The organism is Micromonospora noduli (assembly GCF_003264365.1).
Lineage (GTDB): Bacteria > Actinomycetota > Actinomycetes > Mycobacteriales > Micromonosporaceae > Micromonospora > Micromonospora noduli.
The window spans coordinates 1-25,683 of sequence record NZ_PYAK01000055.1 but is presented as its reverse complement, the minus strand read 5'-3'; the positions used below and the strand labels follow the sequence as shown (position 1 = coordinate 25,683).

24 protein-coding genes are annotated in these 25,683 nt (G+C 71.5%); 11 read left to right on the top strand and 13 right to left on the bottom strand.

The genetic code is table 11. The features are described 5' to 3' along the window. Positions 1-61: 61 nt before the first annotated feature. On the bottom strand, positions 62-1,000 hold the full coding sequence (locus GUI43_RS27575; RefSeq protein WP_249037863.1) for an LD-carboxypeptidase: 939 nt from the start codon (positions 998-1,000) through the stop codon (positions 62-64). A gap of 262 nt (positions 1,001-1,262) precedes the next feature. On the opposite strand from GUI43_RS27575, the gene GUI43_RS27570 reads away from it, so the two are divergent. After that, positions 1,263-4,400 (top strand): ATP-binding protein, encoded by a 3,138-nt coding sequence (locus GUI43_RS27570; protein ID WP_112700116.1) that lies wholly within the window; start codon positions 1,263-1,265, stop codon positions 4,398-4,400. Here the strand turns inward: GUI43_RS27570 and GUI43_RS27565 are convergent. Then, positions 4,384-5,133: an ABC transporter permease gene (locus GUI43_RS27565; protein WP_112586046.1), complete on the bottom strand. Its 750-nt coding sequence runs from the start codon at positions 5,131-5,133 to the stop codon at positions 4,384-4,386. The genes GUI43_RS27570 and GUI43_RS27565 overlap by 17 nt on opposite strands. Continuing rightward, positions 5,130-6,074, bottom strand: a complete 945-nt coding sequence (locus GUI43_RS27560; protein WP_112700115.1) for an ATP-binding cassette domain-containing protein — start codon at positions 6,072-6,074, stop codon at positions 5,130-5,132. Before GUI43_RS27560 ends, GUI43_RS27565 begins: the two co-directional genes overlap by 4 nt. A 142-nt stretch (positions 6,075-6,216) precedes the next feature. Here GUI43_RS27560 and GUI43_RS27555 point away from each other — a divergent pair, with 142 nt between their 5' ends. After that, the gene (locus tag GUI43_RS27555) at positions 6,217-6,582 is read left to right on the top strand and encodes a VOC family protein (RefSeq protein ID WP_112586050.1); all 366 of its coding nucleotides are present in this window, start codon (positions 6,217-6,219) and stop codon (positions 6,580-6,582) included. A 25-nt stretch (positions 6,583-6,607) separates the two neighbouring features. Here GUI43_RS27555 and GUI43_RS27550 read toward each other — a convergent pair whose 3' ends face one another. The 3 genes from GUI43_RS27550 to GUI43_RS27540 all read right to left on the bottom strand — a co-directional run bounded on the left by GUI43_RS27550 (position 6,608) and on the right by GUI43_RS27540 (position 8,435). After that, positions 6,608-7,252, bottom strand: coding sequence for a dihydrofolate reductase family protein (locus GUI43_RS27550; RefSeq protein WP_112601094.1), 645 nt, complete (start codon positions 7,250-7,252; stop codon positions 6,608-6,610). A gap of 32 nt (positions 7,253-7,284) precedes the next feature. Beyond that, positions 7,285-7,989, bottom strand: coding sequence for a dihydrofolate reductase family protein (locus GUI43_RS27545; RefSeq protein ID WP_112700114.1), 705 nt, complete (start codon positions 7,987-7,989; stop codon positions 7,285-7,287). Between the two features lie 77 nt (positions 7,990-8,066). Beyond that, entirely contained in the window at positions 8,067-8,435 is a 369-nt protein-coding gene (locus GUI43_RS27540; protein ID WP_112700113.1) for a hypothetical protein, read from the bottom strand. Positions 8,436-8,617: 182 nt separating this feature from the next. Here GUI43_RS27540 and GUI43_RS27535 point away from each other — a divergent pair, with 182 nt between their 5' ends. Next, positions 8,618-9,526: an LLM class flavin-dependent oxidoreductase gene (locus GUI43_RS27535; RefSeq protein WP_112700112.1), complete on the top strand. Its 909-nt coding sequence runs from the start codon at positions 8,618-8,620 to the stop codon at positions 9,524-9,526. Between the two features lie 32 nt (positions 9,527-9,558). Here the strand turns inward: GUI43_RS27535 and GUI43_RS27530 are convergent, their stop codons facing one another. Genes GUI43_RS27530 through GUI43_RS27520 form a run of 3 tightly spaced genes read right to left on the bottom strand, consistent with a single transcriptional unit; the run spans position 9,559 to position 11,671 of the window. Next, entirely contained in the window at positions 9,559-9,990 is a 432-nt protein-coding gene (locus GUI43_RS27530) for an ASCH domain-containing protein (RefSeq protein WP_112700111.1), read from the bottom strand. Positions 9,991-10,039: 49 nt separating this feature from the next. Next, complete coding sequence (locus tag GUI43_RS27525; RefSeq protein WP_112700110.1) at positions 10,040-11,086, bottom strand: questin oxidase family protein; 1,047 nt, start codon at positions 11,084-11,086, stop codon at positions 10,040-10,042. A gap of 33 nt (positions 11,087-11,119) precedes the next feature. Continuing rightward, the gene (locus GUI43_RS27520) at positions 11,120-11,671 is read right to left on the bottom strand and encodes a phosphoribosyltransferase family protein (protein WP_112700120.1); all 552 of its coding nucleotides are present in this window, start codon (positions 11,669-11,671) and stop codon (positions 11,120-11,122) included. 187 nt (positions 11,672-11,858) lie between these two features. Between GUI43_RS27520 and GUI43_RS27515 the strand changes: the two genes are divergently transcribed. From GUI43_RS27515 to GUI43_RS27500, 4 genes are all read left to right on the top strand, one after another. After that, the gene (locus tag GUI43_RS27515; RefSeq protein WP_181541774.1) at positions 11,859-12,497 is read left to right on the top strand and encodes a septal ring lytic transglycosylase RlpA family protein; all 639 of its coding nucleotides are present in this window, start codon (positions 11,859-11,861) and stop codon (positions 12,495-12,497) included. Between the two features lie 104 nt (positions 12,498-12,601). Next, a complete protein-coding gene (locus tag GUI43_RS27510; RefSeq protein ID WP_112586070.1) occupies positions 12,602-13,726 on the top strand; it encodes a PP2C family protein-serine/threonine phosphatase in 1,125 nt (374 codons plus the stop codon). Between the two features lie 129 nt (positions 13,727-13,855). Beyond that, a complete protein-coding gene (locus GUI43_RS27505) occupies positions 13,856-15,712 on the top strand; it encodes an acyl-CoA dehydrogenase (protein ID WP_112700108.1) in 1,857 nt (618 codons plus the stop codon). 192 nt (positions 15,713-15,904) lie between these two features. Further along, positions 15,905-16,174 carry a DUF6458 family protein gene (locus tag GUI43_RS27500; protein ID WP_030487564.1) on the top strand — a complete coding sequence of 90 codons (270 nt, stop codon included), beginning with the start codon at positions 15,905-15,907 and terminating at the stop codon, positions 16,172-16,174. Between the two features lie 48 nt (positions 16,175-16,222). Here the strand turns inward: GUI43_RS27500 and GUI43_RS27495 are convergent, their stop codons facing one another. Continuing rightward, positions 16,223-16,762: a SixA phosphatase family protein gene (locus GUI43_RS27495; protein ID WP_112601101.1), complete on the bottom strand. Its 540-nt coding sequence runs from the start codon at positions 16,760-16,762 to the stop codon at positions 16,223-16,225. Positions 16,763-16,874: 112 nt separating this feature from the next. Here GUI43_RS27495 and GUI43_RS27490 point away from each other — a divergent pair, with 112 nt between their 5' ends. Continuing rightward, complete coding sequence (locus GUI43_RS27490; protein ID WP_091396272.1) at positions 16,875-17,162, top strand: DUF6458 family protein; 288 nt, start codon at positions 16,875-16,877, stop codon at positions 17,160-17,162. A gap of 633 nt (positions 17,163-17,795) precedes the next feature. On the opposite strand, the gene trhA is transcribed toward GUI43_RS27490, so the two are convergent. Next, the gene (trhA, locus tag GUI43_RS27485) at positions 17,796-18,473 is read right to left on the bottom strand and encodes a PAQR family membrane homeostasis protein TrhA (protein ID WP_112601190.1); all 678 of its coding nucleotides are present in this window, start codon (positions 18,471-18,473) and stop codon (positions 17,796-17,798) included. A gap of 107 nt (positions 18,474-18,580) precedes the next feature. Here trhA and GUI43_RS27480 point away from each other — a divergent pair, with 107 nt between their 5' ends. The 3 genes from GUI43_RS27480 to GUI43_RS27470 are packed head-to-tail and all read left to right on the top strand — an operon-like array spanning position 18,581 to position 21,085. Continuing rightward, positions 18,581-19,492, top strand: a complete 912-nt coding sequence (locus GUI43_RS27480) for a 5-oxoprolinase subunit B family protein (protein ID WP_112700107.1) — start codon at positions 18,581-18,583, stop codon at positions 19,490-19,492. Further along, on the top strand, positions 19,489-20,352 hold the full coding sequence (locus GUI43_RS27475; protein WP_112700106.1) for a 5-oxoprolinase subunit C family protein: 864 nt from the start codon (positions 19,489-19,491) through the stop codon (positions 20,350-20,352). Before GUI43_RS27480 ends, GUI43_RS27475 begins: the two co-directional genes overlap by 4 nt. Next, the gene (locus tag GUI43_RS27470; RefSeq protein ID WP_112586082.1) at positions 20,336-21,085 is read left to right on the top strand and encodes a LamB/YcsF family protein; all 750 of its coding nucleotides are present in this window, start codon (positions 20,336-20,338) and stop codon (positions 21,083-21,085) included. Before GUI43_RS27475 ends, GUI43_RS27470 begins: the two co-directional genes overlap by 17 nt. Before the next feature lie 87 nt (positions 21,086-21,172). On the opposite strand, the gene GUI43_RS27465 is transcribed toward GUI43_RS27470, so the two are convergent. Both GUI43_RS27465 and GUI43_RS34030 read right to left on the bottom strand, forming a co-directional pair. After that, a complete protein-coding gene (locus tag GUI43_RS27465; protein ID WP_112586084.1) occupies positions 21,173-23,005 on the bottom strand; it encodes an NHL domain-containing thioredoxin family protein in 1,833 nt (610 codons plus the stop codon). 117 nt (positions 23,006-23,122) lie between these two features. After that, positions 23,123-25,683 (bottom strand): LppU/SCO3897 family protein (locus GUI43_RS34030; protein WP_112700105.1); only part of this gene is annotated, 2,561 nt, incomplete at its 5' end.

The following is a 25,683-nucleotide window of genomic DNA, read 5'->3' as shown; positions in this document are numbered from 1 at the left end:
TCCGACGGGCGTGGTGTGCAAGCTCCTCGGAACCACATTCGTGCGGCGAGGAAGGACGCCCCTATCGGTAGTCGGCGAAGATCCGGCGTTCCACGCCGTCGACGGTGATCGGGCCGCCGTGAGGGAGGATCCACTGTGGTCTGGTGTGGCCGAATGGGACCCCGACGCAGACGACCGCCTCGGGGTTGTATCGGGTCACCACGTCGACGACAGTGTCGCGCTGCTGCTCGCGAAGCCGTGCCCGATCGGCAGCCGAGGGTCGACGGGTGTGGTCGGAGACCGGCGGACGGGCGACCAGGACCGCGTCGACGGCGCTGAGGAGACCGCGTTCACCCAGTGATCGGACGATCCAGCCGACCTCGCGTGCGGGGAGAAGTTCCTCCGACGTCTCGATGATCAGCACCCCACCGTGCAGGGCCTCCGGGGAAAAGGGAAAGCGTCCCGCCGTCAGGATCCACTGGATGACCTCCAGGCAGCCACCCCAGGTGGGGCCGGTGACCGCGCGGGGCGGCCCGTACCAGCTCCACGGCTCTGTCGGTTCGCGCTCTCCAAAGGACTTCAACGCCTGCGGGTCTGCCCAGTCGATGCCGATGTCCTCGGACTCACCCGGGTCGGTGATCTCCAGCTGCTCCCCGGTGAGCAGTGCCGCCCGCAGCGACCGGACGTGGATGTCGTCGACGGCAGGCCCGGGGCCGAGGTGCACCTGGGAGGACCCGCCGTAGAAGCTGGCGATGCCGAGGCCCCAGAGCCAGTGGTGCAGGTTGGTGTTGTCGCTGGTGCCGAGGAACGGCTTCGGGTCGGCGCGGGCCAGGTCGGCGTCCAGGTGGGGGATGACGGTGATCTGGTCGTCGCCGCCGATGACGGCGAGAATGCCGCGTACCTGGGGGTCCGCGAAGGCGGCGTTGATGTCCGCCGCGCGCGCTGCCGCGCTCGCACCCACCTGGCGGGTGGTGGGGTATTCGACCGGGACGAGGCCGGTCAGGTCGGCAAGCCGTCGCATGGCCTGCTCGTGGATCCCGGGATAGGCACCGGGCGCAGCGAAGGACGGCGAGAGGACCGCGAGGTGGTCCCCCGGACGTGCTTTCCGAGGACGAACGAGCTCATGCGCCATGTCGAGATCCAACAGGTCGGCCAGCCGGTGCGCATCTCATTTCGGGACGGGCGCCAGGAGCTTCACGCGTTTCTCCTCCGCCCCGACAGCCGCCGGCGGAGCGGGTGCCGGCGACACGGATGCTTCTCATGTTCATGGCAAGATCTGCCAGGTGCAGGTCGGGATGCTTGGTCCATTCGAGGTTCGCACGGACGTCGGCACCCTCATTGACGTGCCGGGCGCGCGGCTGCGCGGGCTGTTGACCGCCCTCGCGCTCAACCCGGGCCACGTGGTCCCGAAGGGGACCCTCGTCGACTGGATCTGGGGCGAACATCCGCCCTCCGACGCGGCGAACGCCCTGCACCGCCTGGTTTCCCGGCTGCGGAAGGCGCTGCCGGAGGGGGCGATCGACGGACAGACGGACGGCTACCGGTTGCTGGTCGAACCCGACGTCGTCGACGCCGTACGGTTCGAACGCCTCGTCGGCCTGGCTCGCGATGACGAGGGCCCGCAGCGGGTACGGCGGCTGCGCGAGGCCCTCGACCTGTGGCGCGGTGCGGCGATGCAGGACGTCGGTCTTGTCGACAGCACCGCGCTCGACGCGGCGGTCACCCGATTCGACAGGCTGCGTCTGACCGCCCTGGAGGATCGCTTCGACGTGGAGGTCAGCCTCGGCCGCGGGCCGGAGCTGGTCGCCGAGCTGACCGACCTGGTGGCCGCGCACCCGGTGCGGGAACGGCTGGTTCTCGCGTTGATGCGGGCCCTCGCGGCGAGCGGCCGAGACAACGAGGCGCTGCTCGTGTATCAGCGCACGAGCGAGGCCCTGGCCGACGCGCTGGGCGTCGACCCCTCACCGGAACTCGCGGCGTTGCACGTCGCGCTCCTGCGGGGTGAGGTGCAACGCCGCGAGGAGAACCGGAAGACCAACCTTCGCGCCGAGTTGAGCAGCTTCATCGGTAAGGACGAGGCCGTCGCCGAGGTCGGCGCGCTCGTCGCCGAACACCGGCTCACGACCCTGATCGGGCCGGGTGGCTCCGGGAAGACCCGGCTGGCCACGGAAACCGCGCGCAGAATGCTCGACAACCTGCCGGACGGCGCCTGGCTGGTCGAGTTCGCCGCCATCGGCGCGGACGGTGACGTCGTGCAGGCGACGCTCACGGGGCTCGGACTTCGGGACGCTCTGCTCGGCGAGGCACCGAGCATGGAGTTGATCGACCGGCTCGTCGCCGCTATCCGCGAGCGGGAGGCGCTGCTGATCCTGGACAACTGCGAGCACGTGATCGAGTCGGCGGCGGTGCTCGCCGACCGGCTGCTCGGGGAGTGTCGGCGACTGCGGATCCTCGCGACGAGCAGGGAACCGCTCGGCATCACTGGCGAGGCGCTCTGGCCGGTCGCGCCACTGGCCCTGCCGGACGTCGACGCCGACCCCAGCGAGATCGAAACCTCTCCCGCTGTCCGGTTGCTGCGGGACCGAGCGGTCGCGGTGCGGAGGGATCTGGCGGTCGACGATCTCACGTTGTCGACGATGGCGCGGATCTGTCGGGCGCTGGACGGGATGCCGTTGGCGATCGAACTGGCCGCCGCCAGGTTGCGCACCATGTCCATCGACCAGCTCGCCAGGCGGCTCGACGATCGGTTCCGTCTGCTGACCGGCGGAAGCCGTACCGCGTTGCCCCGGCACCGAACGCTGCGCGCGGTGGTCGACTGGAGTTGGGAGCTGCTGACCGACGCGGAACGGGCGGTCCTGCGCCGGCTCTCGGTGTTCTCGGGCGGGGTGAGTCTGGAAGCGGCCGAACGGGTCTGCGCCGGCGACGAGGTCGAGCCGGAGGACGTGCTCGAACTGGTCACCGCGCTGGCCGAGAAGTCGCTGTTGGTCGCCGAGGGCGACGAGACCCTGCGCTACCGGATGCTCGGCACGATCAAGGAGTACGCCGCGCACCGCCTCGTCGAGGCGGGGGAATCGGACCTGGCGCGCCACGCGCATCTGACGTACTTCACCGAACTGGCCGAGACCGCCGAGCCGCAGCTTCGCCGCGCGGACCAGGTGAAATGGCTCGCCGCTCTCGAAGTTGAGCACGACAACATCGGTTCCGCGATGCGTGGGGCCCTCGCCGCCGGTGAAGCGCCCGCGGCCATGCGACTGGCCGCGGGCGCCGGCTGGTACTGGTGGCTCGGTGGCCACCGGACCGAAGGCATGGAGCTGATCACGGCGGCCACTGAGACGCCTGGTGAGGTCAGCGACGAGATCCGGGCCACTGTGTACGCGCTCGTCGTGCTCTTCGTGAACTCGGGACCGGGCGACGAACACCATGCGGCGGAGTGGATCCACAAGGCGTACGAGTTCAGCCAACGCAGTCACGGCAGCCACCCGGGGATGGCGCTGGTCGTCCCGCTGGAACGCATGTTGCGAGCCCCGGACGCGATCCTGGCCGCGTGGGAACCGTTGCTGAACGACGAGGATCCCTGGGTACGCGCACTGGCCCGGTTGCAACTCGGCAAGATGCGGATCATCTTCGGCCAGGACGGTCGGGATGTGGAGGCGTATCTCGTGGCGGCGCTCGCCGAGTTCCGGGCACTCGGCGAACGGTTCGGGATCTCCTTCGCCCTGACCGAGCTGGCGGAGTTGATTGCCGTACGCGGTGAGTTCGCCGCTGCGTGCGAGCACTACGAAGAGGCCGCCGCGGTCGTCACCGAGGTCGGCACCGTCGAGGACATCATCCGGATACGGTCCCGGCAGGCTCAGCTGTACTGGTTGCTTGGTGATGAGGAGTCCAGCGCGGCTGCCATGGCCGAGGCGCGGCGATGCGCGGCGCGGGTCACGTGGCCGGGTTCGTTGGCAGTGCTGGCCCTGTCACAGGCGGAACTCGCTCGCTGGCGTGGCCACGCCGACGAGGTGGCCCGCCAGGTCGGTGTCGCGACGACAGTGTTGCGCGACGAGGCGGAGCAGGCGCACATCCGCGTGGTGACCCACGATCTGCTCGGTTATGTCGCGGACGATCTCGGTGAGGCGCGCAGACACCATTCCTTGGCCTGCGAGGCGGCAGCCGCGACGGGACACGCACCCTCGATCGCGCGGGTACTCGTCGGCGTCGCGGACCTGGCGCTGCGCCGTGACCAGCATGAGCAGGCCGCGCGGCTGCTCGCCGCGAGCACCGGTGTGCGCGGACGGCAGGATCATTCCCAGCCGGATGTGGCCCGGATCGAGCGGGAAATACGGCGCCGCCTCGGCGAAGCGAGCTTCGCAGAGGCGGCGCGGGAAGGCAGTCGGACGGACTGGAATCGGTTGGTAGCGGTCACGCTCGCTTCGTGAACGTGGATCGCGCCCACAGGTAGCCGACGAGAGCGATGCCGACGCACCAGACGAGGGCGGGGATCAGGTCACCGCTGGACGGCGTTCCGTTGAGGAACCCGCGCAGGGTTTCGATGATCGGCGTGAAGGGCTGGTATTCCGCGAACTCCCGCAGCCCGGGCCCCATCTTGTCCGCCGGCACGATCGCGCTGCTGAAGAACGGCAGCATGACCAGCGGTACGGAGGCCAGCCCCGCCGTTTCCGGAGACTTCGCCGAAAGCCCCAGGGCGACAGTGAGCCAGCCGGCGGCGAAGCCGAGCAGCACGATGACGCCGATCGCGCCGAGCCAGCCGAGGAGGCTCGCCGACGGGCTGAATCCGAGCAGGAAGGCCACCCCGACAAGGGCGGCGATGGCGACCAGGTTGGTCAGCACGCTGGCGACGACGTGACCGGTCAGCACCGCACCGCGGGAGACGTGCATGACTTTGAACCGGTTGATGATGCCCTTCGTCATGTCGGAGTTCACAGCGGTTGCGGTGGCCCCCAGCCCGTAACAGACCGCCAACAGCATCAGCCCGGGAGTCGCGTAGTCGATGTAGTCGACACCGACGTTGAAGGCGTCACCGAACATGTACACGAACATCAACATGATCACGATAGGCATCAGGACCGCGTTGAACACCGAGGTCGGGTTCCGGGCGATGTGCTTGAAGTTGCGACGCAGCATGACGATCGAGTGCGACTTGGTGCTCATTTCGCGGAAACCTCCTGGGTGCGGCTGCCCGTCAGGGCGAGGAAAACGTCGTCGAGGTCCGGCGTCTGCACGGAGAACCCTTCGGCGCTGATCGCGTACTCGTCGAGGCGGTCCAGCAGGGCCCGCAGTGAGGCTGTTCCGCCGTCGCTGGGAACCCGCAGCGCCAGTGTCTCGTCGTCCCGTGTGGAGTCGGTGAGCACCCGGGCGGCCGCGTCGAGTTCCGCGACGGTGGTGAACCGGAGCCGGACGTGAGTGCCGGGGATCTGGCGCTTGAGCTCGTCGGGCGTGCCCTGGGCGACCAGACGCCCCTGGTCGAGGACGGCGATCCGGTCGGCGAGCTGATCCGCTTCCTCCAGATACTGAGTGGTGAGGAAGATCGTCACGCCGTCGGCCACCAGGTCACGGATGATCGACCACATCGTGCGGCGGCTACGTGGGTCCAGGCCCGTCGTCGGCTCGTCGAGGAAGATGATCCGCGGGTCGCCGACAAGAGTCATCGCCAGATCCAGCTTCCGGCGCATACCACCGGAATAGGTCGACACCGGCTTCTGTGCCGACTCCACCAGGTCGAACCGCTCCAGCAGCTCCGTGACGACCCGCCTGCCGTCCTTGCCCGGAACCTGGCTGAGATCCACCATCAGTTGCAGGTTCTCCCGGCCGGTCAGCAGTTCGTCCACCGCCGCGAACTGACCGGTGACACCGATCGCCGCGCGCACCGCCTTGGCCTCGGTGGCGGCGTCGTGCCCTGCGATGCGTACGGTCCCGCCGTCGGCCTTCACCAACGTGGTCAGCACGTTCACCGTCGTCGTCTTACCCGCCCCGTTCGGGCCGAGCAGGGAGAAGATCGTGCCCGCAGGGACATCCAGGTCGATGCCATCGAGCACGACCTTGTCCTTGTAGGCCTTCCGCAGCCCGGAGACTGCAATCGCTGAACTCGTCATGCAGCTACCATCGGCGGCTGGGCTGTCACCCCCCTGTCATGGCACTGACACGGCCACTGACACCGTGTTTCTCCTTGTCGCGCCCCCGTGGTGGTTCCTGCTGGGCCTCGACACCGGCTAATGTCCGGCCTGGAGGTGGTCCGTGTTCACCGAAGCCTTCCCGATCGTGACGACACCTGACCTGCCACGACTGATCGCGTTCTACCGGGACGTGGTCGGCTTCGAGCTGACCTACCGGTTCCCGGACGAGGGCGCCCCGGAGTTCGTCGCTCTGCGGCTGGGCAGCAGCGAGCTCGGCCTGGCCGCCAACCCGGAGGCTGGCGGGCCGGCCGACTCGCACCGCTGGGAGTTGTGCGTCTACGCCGACGACTGCGACGCAGCCGTGGGCGCGCTGCGCACGGGTGGGGCGACAGTCACCGAGGAGCCGGTCGACCAGCCGTGGGGCGAGCGGTCCGCGCGGGTCACCGACCCCGACGGCAACCGGTTGCTGGTGCTGGCCCGGCTCTAGACGGCAGTGCCGGGGAGGAGGGCGGTCATCGCCTCCAGAACAGGAGATGGGTGACCCCACTGGGGCTGGGCACCGACTCGAGGTGGAAGCGGTCGAGCAACTCGTCAGGGCTGCCCCACAACCGCTCGCCCCGGTGGAGGTCGACGGGCGCCACGGCGATGTGCATCGTGTCGACCAGATCGGCCTCGATGAACTCGCGGATGGTCGCGACCCCACCACCGAGGCGTACGTCCCGACCCTCGGCTGCCTGCTTCGCCTCGGCCAGTGCCTCGGCCGGGCTGACATCGCGGAAGTGGAACGTGGTGTCGGACAGGCTGAACGACGGGCGCACATGGTGGGTGAGCACGAAGACCGGCGTGTGAAACGGCGGGTTGTCCCCCCACCAGCCCTGCCAGTCATGGTCCTTCCAGGGGCCACGCTGGGGGCCGAACTTGTTGCGACCCATGATCTCCGCGCCGATGTTGCACTCGGCGTCGCGGGTCAGGTAGTCGTCCAGCCCACGGGTGCCGCCCGGCTCGGTGCGATACACGAAGCTGGCGGTGGCGGCACGCCAGGAGAACAGCGGGGTGGGGTCCGCGTGACCGAAGGGCCGTTCCAGGCTCTGCCCCTCTCCGGTTCCGAACCCGTCGCGCGAAACGTTGAAGCACTGCACCCGCAACAGTTGCGCCATGGTGTCTCCTCCTTCCTCCGATGGGCCGTGATTCAGTTCGCGGTGACCGTCGGGCCACCGCCGCGGCCCCGGTCGTCGAGCACGAGCGGGGCGCGACCGCGCACCGCGTACCGGATGTGGGTCACCTGTGGGGTGGCAAGGACGCGAGTCGGCGTCAGCTCGACTCCCTCCCGGTCACCCAGGTCGAGGTCCGCGTCGAAGAGCCGCAGGCCGGTGCCGAGCACAACCGGTACGACGTGCAACTCCAACTCGTCGAGCAGACCGGCCTTGAGCACCTGCCGCACCAGGCTGCCACCTCCGGCCACCGCGACGTCCTTGCCTCCGGCCACGGCGCGCGCCTGCTCGACGGCGCTGGCCACGCCATCGGTGACGTAGGTGAAACTGGTGCCCCCGCCCTTCAGCAGCCGCTGGCGGGGGCGGTGGGTGACGACGAAGACCGGCGCGCGAAACGGCGGCTCCTCACCCCAGGGGATCTCACCCCCGTCGGCCATCCGGCGCCCCATCACGTACGCGCCGGCCGCCCCGAACGACTCGGCGATCACCTCGGAGTTGGTGTCCTGCTCCCCACCGGCGAAGCCCTGCCGTTCGCGCCAGGCCGCCGCTTCGGTCGCCCACCGGGTGACCCGGAAGAATTTCGCGCTCTCCGCCGAGTCCATCCAGTTGCCGTTCCCGTCGAACTGCGGGCCGGCGTAGAAGCCGTCCACCGACACCGACAGCTGTGCGGTCACCTTCGTCATCGCGCTCTGGTCCTCTCCTCGGGCGACACCCCGCCTGGGTGCCGCTCCCCGAGGGGTCGGAGCCGAACGCGATGTCCCTACCGGGAAGAAGTGTGACCCGTGCCACTCTCGGGCTCGGTCAGGCACCACGTCCCGGCGTGTTCCGGGTCGCGTGACCAGCGCATCCGGGCCCTTTCCTCCGGGCGGGGGCTCCAGTCCCGGTAGGGCGCGAGGGCCACCCGCCAGGCGATCACCGCGAAGAAGTAGAGGCCCGGGCCGACCAGCCAGAGCAGGGCATCGCGTCGCCGGTAGGAGGCGTACGGCGCCAGCCACGCGGTCGCCGCTATCGGCACCGCGACCGCGCTGAGATCGGCGATCGGCCCGCGGCCGAACCGGGCCTCGATCAGCTCGCAGAGAACGAGGGACGGAACCATCACCCCGACCAGCAACGCCACCGTGCGGATCATGCGGATCCGACGCGCCCGGCGATCCGGGGATACGCGGTCAGCAGCCGCTCCTTCGGTGGGCATCCCCGGAGGGTACGGGCTGGCCGCAACGGTGGATTTACGACTTCCGGTCGGCGAAGGTCGGCTGGCGAAGGTGTTCCGGACGCCTCCCCGTCCTCTGCTCAGCGTGATGCTGGGGGCGGATGACCGGTCCGACTAGGGTGGCGATCATGCGGATTGGCATCGTGATCCTGCCGGACCAGCGGTGGGCGGAGTCGCAGCGTCGCTGGCGGCAGGTCGACGAGTGGGGCTTCGACCACGCCTGGACGTACGACCACCTGGGTTGGCGTGACCTGGTCGACGGCCCGTGGTTCGACTCGATGGCCACGCTGACCGCGGCCGCCACGGTGACCTCGCAGATTCGACTGGGCACCCTCGTGGCGTCGCCGAACTTCCGGCACCCGGCCGCGTTCGCCCGGCAGATCACCACCGTGGACGACGTCTCCGCCGGCCGCCTGCTGCTCGGCCTGGGAGCGGGTGGCATCGGCTTCGACTCGGCGGTGCTGGGTGGTGAGACCCTGCCGCCGCGTCAGCGGGTCGACCGGTTCGCCGAGTTCACCGAGTTGTTGGACCTGATCCTGCGGGAGGACGGCACCACCTGGCGTGGCGACTGGTTCGCCGCGGTGGATGCCCGCAACAACCCCGGCTGCGTGCAGCAGCCTCGGGTGCCGTTCGTGGTGGCCGCCAACGGGCCACGGTCGATGCGGTTGGTGGCCCGCTTCGGGCAGGGCTGGGTGACCACCGGCACCGGTGACGACAACGACCTGGCGGCCTGGTGGGCCAGTGTGTCGGCGCTGTCCGCGCGGATGGACCGGACCCTGGACGAGGCCGGCCGCGACCCGGCCAGTCTGGACCGCTACCTCTCACTGGACGCGGCGCCGGTCTTCTCGCTCAGCAGCGCACAGTTCTTCGCCGACCAGGTCGGCCGGGCCGCCGAGCTGGGCTTCACCGACGTGGTGACGCACTGGCCGCGCGCCAGCAGTTGGTACGCCGGTGACGAGGCCGTCCTGGTGGACGTGGCGACGCGGTTGCTGCCACAACTACGCGGCTGAGGCCGCCACACCGAGCCGGCCGGGGCGGCCGGTCAGGTGCCGAGATCGCCGCTGGCCACACCGCCCTCGCCACCGGAAACCAGGCGGAAGCGCAGGCAGACGATCGGGGTGTCGCCGTCGACCGGCGTGCCGAGCCGCGCCCAGTAGGTCGAGTGCCCGGCCCGCCACTCCTCGATCGAGCGGTCACCCTCACCCTCGGCGTGGGCGAAGTCCCAGGGCACGTCGGCGAAGCGGACCACCTCGACTCCGGTGATCTCCACGACGCCGGCCAGTGCGTTGTCGTCGTCGACCAGGGCCAGGCGTTCGCCGACGTGCTCCAACTCCTCGCCTTCTTCCGCGTACTCGGCGAGCCGGCCGGCCGTCGCGGTCTTCACACCGGCCAGCACCAGGGTGTTGAGGGTCGACCGCAACTCGCCGGGGGTGCCGAGGGCGAGGGCGCGCAGTTCACCGATCCGAGGCCACATCCTGCCGAGGCTAGGCCAGCGCGGCCGGGGCCGCCGCCGCAATACCCGCTCAGATCAGTTGGCCGGCGTAGCCGGGTGCGGTGAGAAGCCGCTCGTCAGCACTGGTCGCGTACGCGTCGAGGATCGCGTCGGCGAGCTTGACCACGTGCTCGTCGCCGTGGCGGGCCGCGCGGGCGAAGACCTCCGCCGGCGTCGCTGGGGTCACTGTGGGTGGCGCGATGCCGTTGGCTGGGGCGTACACGGAGGTCATGGCCGCCGTCGCGGCCCAGGCCGCGGCGAGGCTCGGCGCCCACAGACCCCGGTCCAGTGCCGGCAGGGTACGCAGCACGGCGGTCGGCGCGGTGACCGCGTGCACCAGCATGACCGGCGCGGCGTGTCCGAAGCGCAGGTAGTCCAGGCCGGCCCGGTGCACCAGCGTGGTGAGCCCGCGCTCCGCCTCGGCCGGGCTCCGCACGGGGCGCAGCGTCGCGAGTGCCGGCTCCCATCGGGGTACGCCCGGCAACTGCTCCAGCCGATCCCGGACGCCGCCGGTCTGGTCGTCGATCCGGGGCAGTCCCGCCAGCGCGGCCGCCACGTCGTTGTCGTCGGTGCCTGGCTGGTCCGTGACGCCGGTGAGCAGCCGGTCGGTGCCGGGGATCGGCTGCCACCGGGCCGCCCAGTAGCCGAGGGCCTGGCCCAACTCGGTGAGCCGCTGTCGGTTTCCGTCGTCCGGGTCGAGCGCGCGTACGGCGTGCCCGACCCGGATCACACCGTGCGTGGCGCCGGCGGCGATGCCCGGCAGCAGCCGGGGCCACCAGGTGCCGAGCACCGCACGCCACGGGTGTTCGCGCAGTTGCCTGTCGAAGTAGTCCAGCCAGTCGCCGGCGCGCTTCGGATCACCCAGCGCTGACCGCCAGTCGTCGATCGGGTGCAGCCCTCGGGGCAACTCGTCGAGGCGGCCGAGGTAGTCGTCGAGCCAACGGTGCACCCGGTGCGGGTGCCCGTGTCGGACCAGCGCCTCGACGGCCATCGGCCCGTGGTTGGACAGCCAGCCCTGGTATTCGGGGCCGGTGCGGTGCAGCCGCTCGTACGCCTCGTCGAGAACTCCGTCGCTCATCCGCCGATCGTCGGTGTTGAACCTCGCTTCAGGTCAAGAGGGCAGATCCGCGGCGTCGATCAGGCCGGTGATCCGTAGGTCGGCCACGACCTCGGGCGGGCAGTCCACGGCCACCACGGCGGTGCCCAGCACCTCGGCGCCCCGCGCGGCGCAGATGTCGTAGAGGGCGTGTAGCTGCGCGCCGGTACGTACCCAGTCGTCCACCACCAGCACCCGGTCGTCGGGGCCGAGGTGTCGGTCCCGTACGGCGAGGTCAATCCGTCGGCCCCGGTAGTCCGGTGGGCTCTGCGCCCAGGTGAGTGGCCCGGCCGGCAGTCGCCCGTCAGCGGGCTTGTGGGCGGCCACGAAGCCGACCCCGAGGGCGGTGGCGGCCAACGGCCCGAGGAGCAGCCCGGTGACGGCCGGCGCGAGCACCACAGTGGGCCGGGCGGCTCGGTACGGTGCCACCAGGGCCGGCCCCAGCTCGGCCAGCACCGCCGGGTCCCGCCACCAACCGGAGATGTCGCTGACCAGGTGACTGGTGTCCGGGCCGGGGTCGATCCACTGGAACAGGGCGGCCAGGCGTTCGGTCAGATCGGCGGGCATCCGCTCATCCTGCGGCACGGGCGGCGGGCGTGGCGGCACCCGGGCCACCCGGCCCACCCCGGGTCGGATGATCGGCTACACGTATCTGGGTAAATACGGGCATACCACCATGATCACGTTGACTTCGGAAGTGCTTCTCTCGTTACGGTCCGACCCGGTTTGTTCAGACGACGAAAGGACCGGGCCGGTGGCAGGCAAGCACTCCCGTACCCGCATCTTCTCCTCCCCGGCGGGCATCGTGGCCACCGCGGCGGTCGGGGTCGCCCTCGCCGTCGGAGGCACTGTGGGCGCCGTGCAACTGGTCTCCGGCCCCGACCAGTCGGGGCAGGTGGCTCTCGACCTCACCCCGACCACCGCCGCGAGCAGCCTCACCCCCAGCTCCCCGGCCGTCACCCCGAGCGTCAGCGCCTCGCCCAGCGTGACCGCCAGCCCGTCGGCGACCCGGTCGCAGCAGGCCGCCTCCCGGGGCAAGGAGCGCACCTCGTCGCCGAAGCCGAAGCCGAAGCCGACCGTGAAGAAGACCACGGCAGCGGCGAAGGTGCTGGAGAGCGGTTCCTGCGGCGCCTCGTTCTACTCTGACGGGCAGCTCACCGCCAACGGCGAGTCGTTCAACCCCAACGCGCTGACCGCCGCGCACAAGACACTGCCGTTCAACACCAAGGTCCGGGTGACCAACCCGGCCAACGGCAAGTCGGTGACGGTGCGGATCAACGACCGCGGCCCGTTCATCGACGGCCGCTGCCTGGACCTCTCCCGGGCCGCTTTCGCCAGCATCGCCTCGGTCGACGTGGGCGCGCTCACCGTCCGCTACGAGGTCCTCGGCTGAGCGGGACCGGCGACGCCGATTCGGCCGGCCGACTGGGCCGGCCGGACAGAACCTCCTCGGACGACGGGTCAGGTTCATTCACCGGTTCACGTGGATCAGGCAAACTGTCCCTCGTACCCACGCGACTCCTCCAGTCGGGCCGTCGCCCGCTGAGCCCCGGATCCCGCGCCGGCCTCGGCGCGGCCCTCGTTCTGCTCGCGATCGTCTCGGCGGTGGAGGCGGCGGACGGCCGCAAGGTGCACTACGTCGCGCTCCTGGCGGCCGCGCCGGTTCTCGCCGCCGCCCTGGCGTCCTGGCTGGTGGTCCTGGGGGTGGGCGTCGCGGCGACAGTGATCGGCGCCGGCTTCGCGCTGGTCGCGCCGAAGGTCTCGTTGGCCACCTCGGTCAGCGTTGTCGCGGTCGCGCTCGTCACCGGGATGGCCGTGGCGGTGGCCTGGGTTCGCCAGCGGCAGGCCGAGCGGATCGTCGAGCTGACCAAGCTCGCCGCAGTGGCCCAGCAGGCGGTGTTGCGCCCGCTCGGGCCGCAGGTCGGCACGCTCTCGGTCGCGGGACGCTACATCTCCTCCACAGCGACGGCCGAGATCGGCGGCGACCTGTACGAGGCGATCGACACGCCCTACGGCGTCCGCATGATCATCGGTGACGTGCGGGGCAAGGGCCTGGACGCGGTCCGGCTGGCCAGCATCGTCCTCGGTTCCTACCGGCATGTGGCCTACGAGCGGGCCGACCTGCGGGCCGTCGTCGCCGACCTGGACCGCGCGGTGGCCCGCAACGTCGGCGACGAGGACTTCGTCACGGCGGCACTGGTCGAGGAGCGTGGCGGCACCCTCACGATCGTCAACTGCGGGCATCCGCCACCGCTGCTGCTACGCCGGGGTGCGGTGATCCCACTGGAACCGCCGGCCCCGGCGCCTCCGCTCGGGTTCATGCCGGTGGTCCGCCCCCGGGTCGAACGCCTGGAGCCCGGGGACCGGCTGCTGCTGTTCACCGACGGTCTCGGCGAGGCGCGACGGGACGGCGAGTTCTTCCCGACCGCCGACCGGGCCTGGCGACTGCTCGGCCACGGCACTGTCGCCGACGGGCTGGCCTCGCTGGAGACCGCCCTGGTCGAGTGGGTGCACGGTCGGCTCGACGACGACATCGCGCTGGTCCTGATGGAGTACGTGGGTGCCCGTACCGGCGCGGCCGTCGCCGTCCCGAGCTGGGAGGTCGGCGCCGCCGAGAGCTGAGCCGGCCGACCGTGCCCGCAGGTGTGTAATCGCCGTCACTTGGGTGATCCGCTTGTCGCTGCCTACCCGCGAGTAATACAGTCGGGGTTACTGATCGGTAACACCTGTCCGGAAGCGGGGCCAGCGAGCATGACCCACTACAAGAGCAACCTCCGGGATCTCGAGTTCAACCTGTTCGAGGTCTTCGGGGCGGACCAGGCGTTCGGCCAGGAACCGTACTCCGAACTCGACGCCGATACCGCCCGCACTTTCCTCTCCGAGCTTGATCGCCTCGCTCGCGAGGACCTGGCCGCCAGCTACACGGACAGCGACCGCAACCCGCCGGTGTTCGACCCGGCCACGCACACCGCGCCGCTCCCGGAGTCGTTCAAGAAGTCCTACCAGGCATTCATGGACTCCGAGTTCTGGCGCCTGGACCTGCCGCCGCACCTGGGCGGGACCAACGCGCCGCGCGCCCTCTGGTGGGCCCTCGCCGAACTGGTGCTCGGCTCGAACGCCCCCATCTGGATGTACGCGTCCGGCCCCTCCTTCGCGCACGTCCTGCACGTCGAGGGCACCGAGCAGCAGAAGCGGTGGGCCAAGCTCTTCATCGACAAGCAGTGGGGCTCCACGATGGTGCTCACCGAGCCGGATGCTGGCTCGGACGTTGGCGCGGGGCGCACCCGGGCGATCCAGCAGCCCGACGGCACCTGGCACATCGAGGGTGTGAAGCGCTTCATCACCTCGGGTGAGCACGACCTGAGCGACAACATCGTGCACTACGTGCTGGCCCGTCCGGTCGGCGTGGAGGGCGTCGGTGGTCCCGGCACCAAGGGCCTGTCGCTCTTCGTGGTGCCGAAGTTCCACTTCGACGAGACCACCGGCGAGCTGGGCGAGCGCAATGGCGTCTACACCACCAACGTCGAGCACAAGATGGGCCTGAAGGTCTCCAACACCTGCGAGCTGACCTTCGGCGAGCACGGCGTACCGGCCAAGGGCTGGCTGCTGGGCGACAAGCACGACGGCATCCGGCAGATGTTCATGATCATTGAGTACGCCCGGATGCTGGTCGGCACCAAGGCGATCGCCACCCTCTCCACCGGCTACCTCAACGCCCTTGAGTACGCGAAGAGCCGGGTGCAGGGCGCCGACCTGATCCAGCAGGCGGACAAGACCGCGCCGCGGGTCACCATCACCCACCACCCGGACGTGCGCCGCTCGCTGCTGCTGCAGAAGTCGTACGCCGAGGGCCTTCGCGCTCTGGTCCTCTACACCGCCACCTGGCAGGACAAGGTCGCCATCGCCGAGGCGGCCGGCGACGAGAAGGCCACCAAGCTGGCCAAGCGGGTCAACGACCTGCTGCTGCCGCTGGTCAAGGGCGTCGGTTCGGAGCGGGCGTACGAGATGCTCGGGCACGAGGCCCTGCAGACCTTCGGCGGCTCCGGCTTCCTCCAGGACTACCCGCTGGAGCAGTACGTCCGGGATGCCAAGATCGACACCCTGTACGAGGGCACCACCGCCATCCAGAGCCTGGACCTGATCTTCCGCAAGATTGTTCGGGACAACGGCAAGGCCCTCATGGCGGTCGCCGGCGAGATCCAGGAGTTCATCTCCTCCGAGGCGGGCAACGGCCAGCTCAAGGAGGAGCGGCAGGCGCTCGGCAAGGCGCTCGGCGAGGTGCAGAACATCCTCGGTGTGATGACCGGCTGGCTGGGCGAGGCGCAGGGCGGCGACACCCGCGCCCTCTACAAGGTCGGGCTGAGCAGCCGGCGCTTCCTGCTGGCCATCGGCGACCTGGTGGTCGGCTGGCTGCTGCAGCGGCAGGCCGAAGTGGCGCTGAAGGCCCTGGCCGGCGAGGTCTCCGCCAGCGACAAGGCGTTCTACACCGGCAAGGTGGCCGCCGCCCGCTTCTTCGCCCGTGAGGTGCTGCCCCGCATCGGTGCCGACCGGCGGATCATCGAGGGTGCCGACCTCGACATCATGGACCTCCCGGAGGAGGCCTTCTAGGTTCTGTGCTGGGTCGCACCACCCGGCACCGGCGGCCGGTGGGGCTTCTGCCCCGCCGGCCGCCGCCGTCTCACTCTGGCCACGGCACGTATTGGCCGAGCCCGGTCGGGTATGCCGCTGGCGTGGCGGGTAACCGTCGCGTGACCTCGAAAGGGAACGCCCAGAGCCACCGCACGGGGGAGTGCAGCGCACATGGGTGTAGGAAGCGGCATTTTTCTCATCGCGATCGGCGCGATCCTGACCTTCGCGCTGAGAGCCAACGTCTGGTGGATCGACGTACGGGCGGTCGGCTGGGTGTTCATCCTGGCCGGGCTGGCCGTACTGCTGACCACGGTCTGGTTCTGGCAGGACCGGCGCAAGCGGGCTCGAACCCTCATCGTGGAGGAGAACCGGCTGTCTCATCCGACGGCGATGATGCCGCCACCGCCGGACCCGCCGCCACCAACCGCGCCGCCGTCCTGATCCCCGCACAACGCGTACCCCTGAGCCACCCGCCGGATCGCGGGTGGCTCAGCCGCGTGCGGTGTGCCGAGCCGTGAGTGGCGCTCCCGACCTGCTCAACTCCATCCAGCTGGGCGGGCAGCGGTGCACCGCCAGCTCGGCGGTGCGCAAACCCTCGTCGTCCACTCCCTCGGGATCGAGGAGCGCGGAGAGCAGCGAGATGCCCGGATTGTGGGCAATGAGCAATGCCGTGCGGGCCTCCGGGTCCACCGTGCGGACCAGCGACAGCAACTCCTCGGGGTGCGCGTCGTACGCACCCGGCTCATAGCGGACGGTCGGGCGAGGACCAGTCGGGCCACCCTCCGGCGGCGAACCGGTCATCCCCATCGCCACCCCGTGCCAGGTCTGCCGGGTGCGTCGGGCCGTCGAGCAGATCACCACGTCGGGCAGCAGCCCATGGTGCGCCAACCAGGCCCCAGCCGCAGCCGCGTCGGCGTTCCCGCGTGCGCTCAGCGGCCGCTCCGCGTCGTCCGCCGCGTCGCTGCCCTGCTCGGCCTTCGCGTGCCGCAGCAACACCAGTGTCAGTGTGTCGGGGTCGGCGTCCGTCATGCCCCCAGCTTGCCCGATTGGCGATCTCCGTGCCTGGGTAAGTCGATGGATGCCGCACCCCCACCGACGGCCGCGGCGCGACGTACGCCAGGTTAGAGCCGAGGAGCGAGACATGGGCATTGGTGGCAGCATCTTCTTGATCGCATTAGGCGCGATCTTCGCGTTCGCAGTGGAAGCCGACCTGGGCTGGCTGGACCTGGCCGTGGTCGGCTGGGTGCTGATGCTCGCCGGCGTCGCCGGCCTGCTCACCACCCTCTACTTCTGGAACAGCCGCCGCCGCCCGGCGGTGGCCGCGCCGGTACGCGAGGAGCGCGTGGTGGCCGACCGGGTCGTGCCGGTCCAGGACAACCAGGTCGTGCAGGAGTACCGCGAGGTTCGTCGGCCGGGCCGACCCGTCTGATCCTCGCCCACACACTCCGGGGTCCCGCAGCGTCGCGGGGCCCCGGCTCACGTCTGCGCCCCGGCTGGTATGTGCGCCCGGTTGCTGTGTGCGCCCTGGTTGGTGTGTGCGCCCGCGCGTGTGGGGCCTGGCTCACGTGTGCGCCCGGCTTTTGCGTGTGCGACGGGACCGCCGCCGCCCCGCTACCCCTGCCAAGATCCGCACACTTTCGGGGAAACTGCTGCTTGAGGGCGTGTCGAGGCAGCAGTTTCCCCGAAGTTGTGCGGATCTTGAGGGCGGGCCCGATCCCGGGAGCGGTGATCGGCCGAAGATCGTGCTCGATCCAGGAAGTAGGGCTTTCGGGTGCGAGCGAGGCCACTACATCCATGATCGAGCACGATCATGGCGGCTGCCGCCGTGTCGTTCCCGGCGAGCGGCGTTCCCGGCGAGCGGCGTTGCCGGGACCAGGACGCCGGCTGCGCTCGCGCCGGGGTGGGTTCGCGCGCCGGGTTGCGTTCGCTGGGCCGGTTGTGTTCGCGCCGGGGTGGGTTCGCGCGCCGGGCTGCGTTCGCTGGGCCGCCTGCGCCCCGGCCGTTTGGGGCCGGGCCTGCGGCGTGGTCGTTTCGGGCCGTGTCCTGCGTCCTGGCCGTTTGGTCAGGCGAACAGCGCGAAGTAGATCGCGATGTGGTGACAGAGAGCCGCCAGCAGCGTGCAGGCGTGGAAGAACTCGTGGTGGCCGAAGACGGTCGGCCACGGATTGGGTCGGCGCAACGCATAGAAGACCGCGCCGACGCTGTAGATCGCACCACCGACGATCAGCAGCACCAGTGCCGCGACGCCGCCCCCGTGCAGGATCTCCGGCAGCATGGCCACCGCCACCCAGCCCAGCGCCAGGTAGAGCGGCGCGGACACCCAGCGCGGCGCGTGCGGCCAGATCACCTTGACCGCCACGCCGGCCAGCGCGCCGCCCCAGACCAGGGCCAGCATCACGGTGGCCGGCCGGGGCGCGAGCAGCATCGCGCAGAGCGGTGTGTACGTGCCGGCGATGAACACGAAGATCATCGAGTGGTCCATCCGGCGCATCACCTGGTAGCCGCGCTCTGACCACACGCGACGGTGGTACAGCGCGCTCGTGCCGAAGAGCCCGCAGACCGTCAGGCTGTAGATGAGGCAGCTCACCAGGGGTGCCCACCCCGGCCGGGTGGCAGCGATCGAGCAGAGCACGATGCCGCAGACCACGGCGACGAAGAAGGCGTACGTGTGCAGCCAGCCGCGCATCCGGGGCTTACCGATGTCGACCGGCTTCAGGCGAAGCGGGGCGGAGGTGGTCACCCCATCAGGTTACGGCACCGTAGGTTACTTGTAAGTAGTGGCGTTGGTGACACCCGGCACCGTCAACGTGAACACCGGATCGGCGCGACATCGGCGAGGATGAGCGGATGCGGATCCGACCCGTCGGGGCGCACGCCCTGCTACTCGACTGCACCACCCCGGCCGACACCCCCGAAGCCGTGGCCGACATCCCGGAGGCCGCGTTTGTCGAAGCGTGGCGGGCCGAGCTGTGGCGGCGTCGGGAGCGGGGCGACCTGATCGCCGTGGAGATCGTGCCGGCGGCCCGGACCGTGCTGCTCGACGGCCTGCCCGACCCGACCACCACGGCCGAGCAGTTGACCCGATGGACGTCCGCCGTCACCGCCGCGATCACCCGCCCCGACCAGGCCCACGCCGAAGCCCACGCCGAGGCCGGAGCCAAATCCCACGCCAAAGACCACGCCCACGCCCACGCCCACGCCAAAGACCACGCCCACTCCAAGGCCGAAGCCCAGGCCGGAGCCGACGCCCACGCCGGAGCCGGAGCCGGAGCCGGAACCGGAGCCGACGCCGACGCCGACGCCCAAGCCCAAGCCCAAGCCCAAGCCCAAGACCGCAACGCCACAGCCGAAGACGGGGCCGAAGACCGGGCCGACGACGCGGCGGACGTTGTCGTACCGGTCACCTTCGACGGGCCGGACCTGCCGGCGGTGGCGGAGCACTGGGGCGTGGGCGTGCCGGCAGTGCGGCACCGGTTGACCAGCACCCGGTTCCGGGTCGCCTTCTGCGGCTTCGCCCCTGGATTCCCCTACCTGACCGGGCTGCCCGCCGAGTTGGCGCTGCCTCGGCTGGCCACGCCCCGTCCTCGGGTGCCGGCCGGCTCGGTCGCATTGGCCGGCCCGTACGCCGGCATCTACCCGGGCGCTTCCCCGGGCGGCTGGTTGCTGGTCGGTCGGACCGACCTGGTGCTGTTCGACGTGGCCGCCGACCCGCCGGCCCGACTTGGTCCGGGCACCACTGTGCGGATGGTGGTGGCGTGACCCACCCGGCCACCATCGAGGTGCTCCGCGCCGGTGCGCTCACCACGGTGCAGGACCTGGGCCGGCCCGGCTGGGCGCACCTGGGGGTACCCCGGTCCGGTGCCCTCGACCCGGGTGCCCTGCGGTTGGCCAACCGACTGGTCGGCAATCCGGAGCACGCGGCCGGCCTGGAGATCACCCTGACCGGTTGCACAGTGCGGTTGACCCGGGCGGCCACGGTGGCGGTCACCGGCGCCGAGGTCCCCGTCCAGGCGGGTGTCCGGCCCGGTGACACCGGACGCCCGCTCACCGTGCCGGCCGGAACGGTGCTGCGGATCGGTCCCGCCTGGCGGGGCGTACGGAGTTGGCTGGCGGTGGCGGGCGGCATCGACGTGTCACCGGTGCTCGGGAGCCGGGCCACCGACACCCTCTCCGGGCTCGGCCCGCCCCGGCTGCGGGACGGTGACCTGCTGCCGCTCGGTGATCCGGTGGGCACCCCCGCACCGGTGGACCTGACCGTGTGCCGCACGCCGCCTGAGGAGCTGCACCTGACGCTGGGCCCCGGTCCTCGCGAGGACTGGTTCACGCCGACCGCGTTCGACCGGCTCTTCGGCAGCGCGTACACCGTCAGCCCGGTGAGCAACCGGGTCGGCGCGCGGCTCGCCGGCGCGGCGCTGCCCCGCGCGGTGGCCGGCGAACTCCCCAGCGAGGGAATCGTGCTCGGCGCGGTGCAGGTGCCGGCGGACGGACAACCCCTGATCTTCCTCGCGGACCATCCGACCACCGGTGGATACCCCGTCATCGGGGTGGTCACCGACGTGACCCCGCTCGCGCAGGCCCGGCCAGGTACTACCGTCAGATTCCATGGACCTCAACGCTGACCTGGGCGAGGGATTCGGCATCTGGCGACTCGGTGACGACGAAGCGCTGCTGAGCCTCGTCACCTCCGCCAACGTGGCCTGCGGCTTCCACGGCGGTGACCCGTCCACCATGCGGCGGGTCTGCGAGGGCGCTGCGCGGCGAGGGGTCGCGGTGGGTGCGCAGGTCGGCTACCGGGACCTGGCCGGTTTCGGCCGGCGGCACATCGCGTACGACTTCGCGGAGCTACGTGACGAGGTGACCTACCAGTTGGGGGCGTTGGACGCGTTCTGCCGGCTGTTCCACACCCGGGTGCGCTACCTCAAGCCGCACGGCGCGCTCTACCACGCGGCCAGCACCGACGAGTCCCAGGCGGCGGCGGTGGTCGCCGCCGTCAGCGGTTACGACCCCGAGCTGCCCGTACTCTGCCTTCCCGGCTCGACGCTCGCCCAACTCGCCGTGGGCGCGGGCCTGCCGGTGGTTGCCGAGGCGTTCGCCGACCGCGCCTACCTGCCCAACGGGGCGCTGGTGCCGCGTGGCACCCCCGGCGCGGTGATCACGGACCCCGAGCAGGTCGCCGAACGGGCGGCGCGGATGGCCACCGAACGCAGCGTGGTGGCGGTCGACGGCACCGTCATCCCGTGCTCGGTCGACTCGATCTGCGTGCACGGCGACACCCCAGGCGCGGTCTCCGCAGCCGAACTCGTCCGCGCCACCCTGATCGACGCCGACATCACACTGGCCCCGTTCGCCTGACCGGAGGGGCCCAGCTGGGCCCCTCCGATCGCGTCACGCGTTCAGGCCGCGGAGCACGCGTCAGGCGTCCAGGCCGCGGAGCACGCGTCAGGCGTCCAGGCCGCGGAGCACCAGCGGCAGCCGGGTCACGGCGCCGTCGACCACCCGGACCGGTACGCCCCAGTCCTGCCGGGTCAGGTGGCACGCCGCGTGCTCGACGTCCGCGTCACAGGTCGCCGCCTGCGCGGTCACCTGAAGCACCCCCGCGGTGACCTCGCCGTTGAGCACCAGCCGGCGGGACAGCTCGGTGCCCGTGCCGGCACCGTCCACCAGCAGCTCCGGTGGGGACGCCGAGACCACCAGCCGGGTCGACGGCCCGTACGTCTCGTCCAGCTTCTGCCCCGGGGCCGGAGTGAAGACGATATCCAGGGTGACCTCGCCGGCCGCGACGTCGGTCGGCTTGCGCTCGGTGCGGTGCCGAGGCCCGTCCACAGTGCTGGCACCCGCAGCCGACAGGGCACCGGGGGCGAGCCGGGTCAACCGGTGCGCGGCGGACTCCACCACCAGCACCTCACCCGACGGGGTGAGCACCAGGTCGCTCGGCTCCGCCAACCCGTCGGCGACGGTGGAGACCTGGTTGCTGGCCGGGTCGAAGCGGCGCACCGCGCCGTTGTACGTGTCCGCGATCAGCACCGAGCCGTCCGGCAGCGCGCACACGCCCAGCGGATGCTGGAGCAGCGCCGACTCCGCCGGACCGTCCACGTGACCGAAGTCGAACAGGCCCTGCCCGACGGCGGTGCCCAGCACACCGTTCTCGACGTACCGGATCGAACTGGACTCGCTGTCGGCCACCCAGAGCCGGGTGCCGTCGACAGAGACGGAGAGCCCCGACGGCTGGGCCATCCACGCCTCGGCCAGCGGGCCGTCGCGCAACGCCTCGACAGTGGTGCCGGCGTACATGCCGGCGGTCCGCTTGATCGGGTCGAACCACCAGAGCTGGTGGATACCGGCCATCGCGATGATCAGCTTGTCGTCGTACCAGGCCAGGTCCCACGGGGAGGAGAGGTCGACGGCGAACGCGTCGTGGGCGTGGTCGTCGACCTCGGCGCGCCACTGCCGCCCACTGCCGGCCACGGTGACCACCTCGCCGGACTCCAGCCGTACGCCGCGCAGCAGGTGGTTGACAGTGTCGGCCACCACCAGGTCGTAGCCGGCCACCTCGGCGACGTGCGTGGGCAGCAGACACACCCCCTGCGGCTCGGAGAACGTCGCCGCGGCGGCCGGCCCGTCCGCCCGGCCGCGCTCACCCGAGCCGATCCGACGCACCGGCGTCTCGCCGTCCGGGTCGATCTCGACCAGGGAGTGCCGGGCCGAGTCCGAGACCAGCAGGTTGCCGTTGGGCAGCAGCACCGCCTTACCCGGGAAGCGCAGCGCGGTCTCCGGTGCCGGCGGCGGGACGTACGGGCCGTTCCCCCGGTGCAGAGTGCCCTTGGCCTCGTGGGTGGCGACCAACTCGTCGATCAGTCGGGCCAGCCCCTCGGCGTGCCCCTCGCCGGCCATGGTGGCCACCACGTAACCCTCGGGGTCGATCACCGACAGGGTCGGCCAGGCCCGGGCCGCGTACTGCTGCCACATGTCCAGCTCAGGATCGTCGAGTACGGGGTGGTGCACCCCGTACCGCTCCACCGCGGCGGCGAGCGCGTCGGCGTCCTTCTCGTGCTCGAACTTCGGCGAGTGCACGCCGATCACGACGAGCACGTCGCCGTACTTCTCCTCCAGCGGGCGCAGCTCATCGAGCACGTGCAGGCAGTTGATACAGCAGAACGTCCAGAAATCCGCAATGACGATCTTGCCACGAAGGTCGGCGAGCTTGAGGTCGCGTCCACCGGTGTTCAGCCAGCCCCGACCGCGCAGTTCGGGAGCCCGTACTCGTGCGCTCATGCACCCATCGTGCCTGACCACCGGCCCGCGTCCGGCCGGAGGGGGCGAGATTCGGTACCACCTGCGGGTACGACGACGGCGGGGTCACGGTTGCCCGTGACCCCGCCGTCGATGCAGCTACTTCGTGGCCGGCTTCAGGCAGAGCACCCGGTTGGTGCCCTCACCCGGCAGCACCACGTGGGGCTGCGTCGTGTCGGTGCACTTCTCCTTGGCGTCCACCTTCGAGACGATCGTGAACGCGCCCGCCTCGCCGCAGTCCGCCGCCGAGGCCCCGCCCTGCCCGGACTGCTTCACGCAGGTGCCGACCGCCGGGTCGAAGGCCGGCGTGTCGTTCCCGCCGACCTTGCCGAGCAGCAGCAGCAGGCCGAGCGGCACCGCCAGGATGAGCATCGCGGCGATCAGCACCGCGGCCAGCACCCTGCCGTTGCGTACCTTCGGCGTCGGTGGCTCCACCTTCGGCTCGTCGGCGGCGTCCGGCTTGAACGCGTCGAACCGGCCCTGGTCCGCCTGGCCGGTCTCCTGGCCCCAGGACGACGCGGGCTGCGGCGGTGGCGGGAACGACGGCGGGAAGCCGCCGCCCGGCACCGGTTCGGTCGCCGGCCCGCCGAAGCCCGGCGCGCCGGAGCCCGGGCCACCGAAGTTCGGCGCACCGAAGGTCGCCGTTCCGTTGGCGGCGCCGGCGGCAGGCGACCCGGGGCCGCCGAACTGGTCCGCCGGCGGTTCGGCACCGGAGTGCGGGCGGGTGCCGTTCACCGGCCTGTTGTTGCCCGGGGCGTCGACGAAGGACGGCACACCGGGCGGGAACGCCGGCGGCGCCGACGGGGCCTCGTTGAACGCGTTCGGTGCCGGCTGCCGGTCGTCGAAGCGCGGATCGGCCGGGGACTCGCCGCCCCAGCCGGGCCCAGCCTGCCGCTGCGCGTCGTTCTGCCACTCGGGTGCGGACTGCTGCCGCTGCGCGTCGTTCTGCCAGTCGGGAGCGATCTGCCGCTGCCCCTCGTGCTGCCAGTCGGGCGTGGCCTGCCGTGGTGCGTCGTTCTGCCACTCCGGAGCACCCTGGCGGTCGGCGCCCGAGTCGCCCTGGAACGCCTCCGGCTCCGGCTCGGCCTCCGGCTCCGATCGTGCCGGACGGCCGTACACCCGGGGTTGCGGGGTGGCCGTGCCGGTCGGTCGGATGGCCTGGTCGGTCGGGGGCATCACCCGGCTGGCCAGCGGCACCGAAGCGCTCGCCGTGGCCCGGGCCGCTGCGCCGGCTGCCGACTCGGCGTCCGACACCGGTACGACCGCGCGGCCCGCTCCGGACTCCGGAGAGGTACGCGGGGCGGGCACCACAGCGCCGCTCGTGGAGACGTCCTCGGAGCGGCCACCGTACTGCGCGGCGGCGTCCGGGGTCTCCCGCTCGGCGTAGGCGGGCTGCTCGGGGATCGGAGCGAACTGGGCCTGGGGCGCATAGTCGGCCGGCGGGGCGGCAGCCAGGCTGGCACCCGGGACGCGCTGCTCCTGCGGGGGCAGCGGCACCGCGTTCGCCGGCGAGATGCCCGGTGCGGGCCCAGGCTGGTAGGCCGGTGCCTCGTCGCCTCGGTCCGCCTCCCAACCGCCGCGGGACTGGGCGGAAGCCTCGGCCTCCGCGCGACCCCACACCTCACCGGGGGCCCACGGCTCGACCTCCGGCACGCCGCCGGAGTTGCCCTGGGCGGCGTTGTCCGGGCCGGCGGCCCAGTTGGGCGCGCCGCCGCTGGTCGGCACGCTGGCGCTGGCGCGGGCGGGGAGGTTGCTCGGCTCTGCCGGGGTCCACCCTGCCTGCTCCGGCCGCTCGGTCGGCTGCTCGGGTTGGGAGAGCACCCAGTCGGGCTGCTGCGGACGGCCCTCGGCCTCACCCCAGGCGGCCGGCTGCGCGGGCTGGTCCTGCCGCGCGTCGCTGCCGTCGTTCCACACTGCGGGCTGCGCCTGCTGCTGCTGCGCGGCCCACCCGCCAGAGTTGGCCGGATCGTCCTGCGCGGGCCAGTTCGTCGTCGGGGCCGGGACCTGGGCGGCGCCACGGGCCGGGCTCGGCTGGGCGGCCTGACCCCAGCCGGGGGCGGGCTGCTCGGTCGCCTCGGCGGGCTGGCCCCAGGTCGGTGGCGACTGCTCCGCTGGCGTCCACACCGGCTGGTCGTCGCGGGAGGCGCCGGCGGCGGGCCAGCCGCCGTTGCCAGCGGCCTGGTCCTGCTGAGCGCTGCCGGACCAGCCGGCGGCCTGCGGTGCATCGGATTGCGGAGATTCGGTCGCCCGCCAGTCGGCGGCGGGCGGGCTGGCCTGCGCCGCGCCGCCCCAGCCGCTGGCCGGGTCCTCCTGGGCGGGCCAGGCGGCGGTGGCCGGGGGAACCTGCGCGGCACCCCGTGCGGCTGGCTGGGCCTGAACCCAGTCCGGCTGCTCAGCGGGGGCGTTCGGGGTCCAGGTCGGTGCGGGTGTGCCCTGCTCGGCGGGCGTCCAGCCCTGCTGCTGCGCGGCCCAGGGGTCGGGCTGCGCCGGAGCTGGCGCGCCATCATTGCCGGGCCACGTGCCGGGCTGCTGCTGCGGCGGCTCGCTCGCGCCACCGCCGGCGGCCCAGGCGGGCTGCGCCGGGTCGTTGGGGCTGCCCGACCCGTCGACCGGACTGGGGGTGTGGTCCCCGTCGAACGCCGCCCACTGCACCGGGTAGC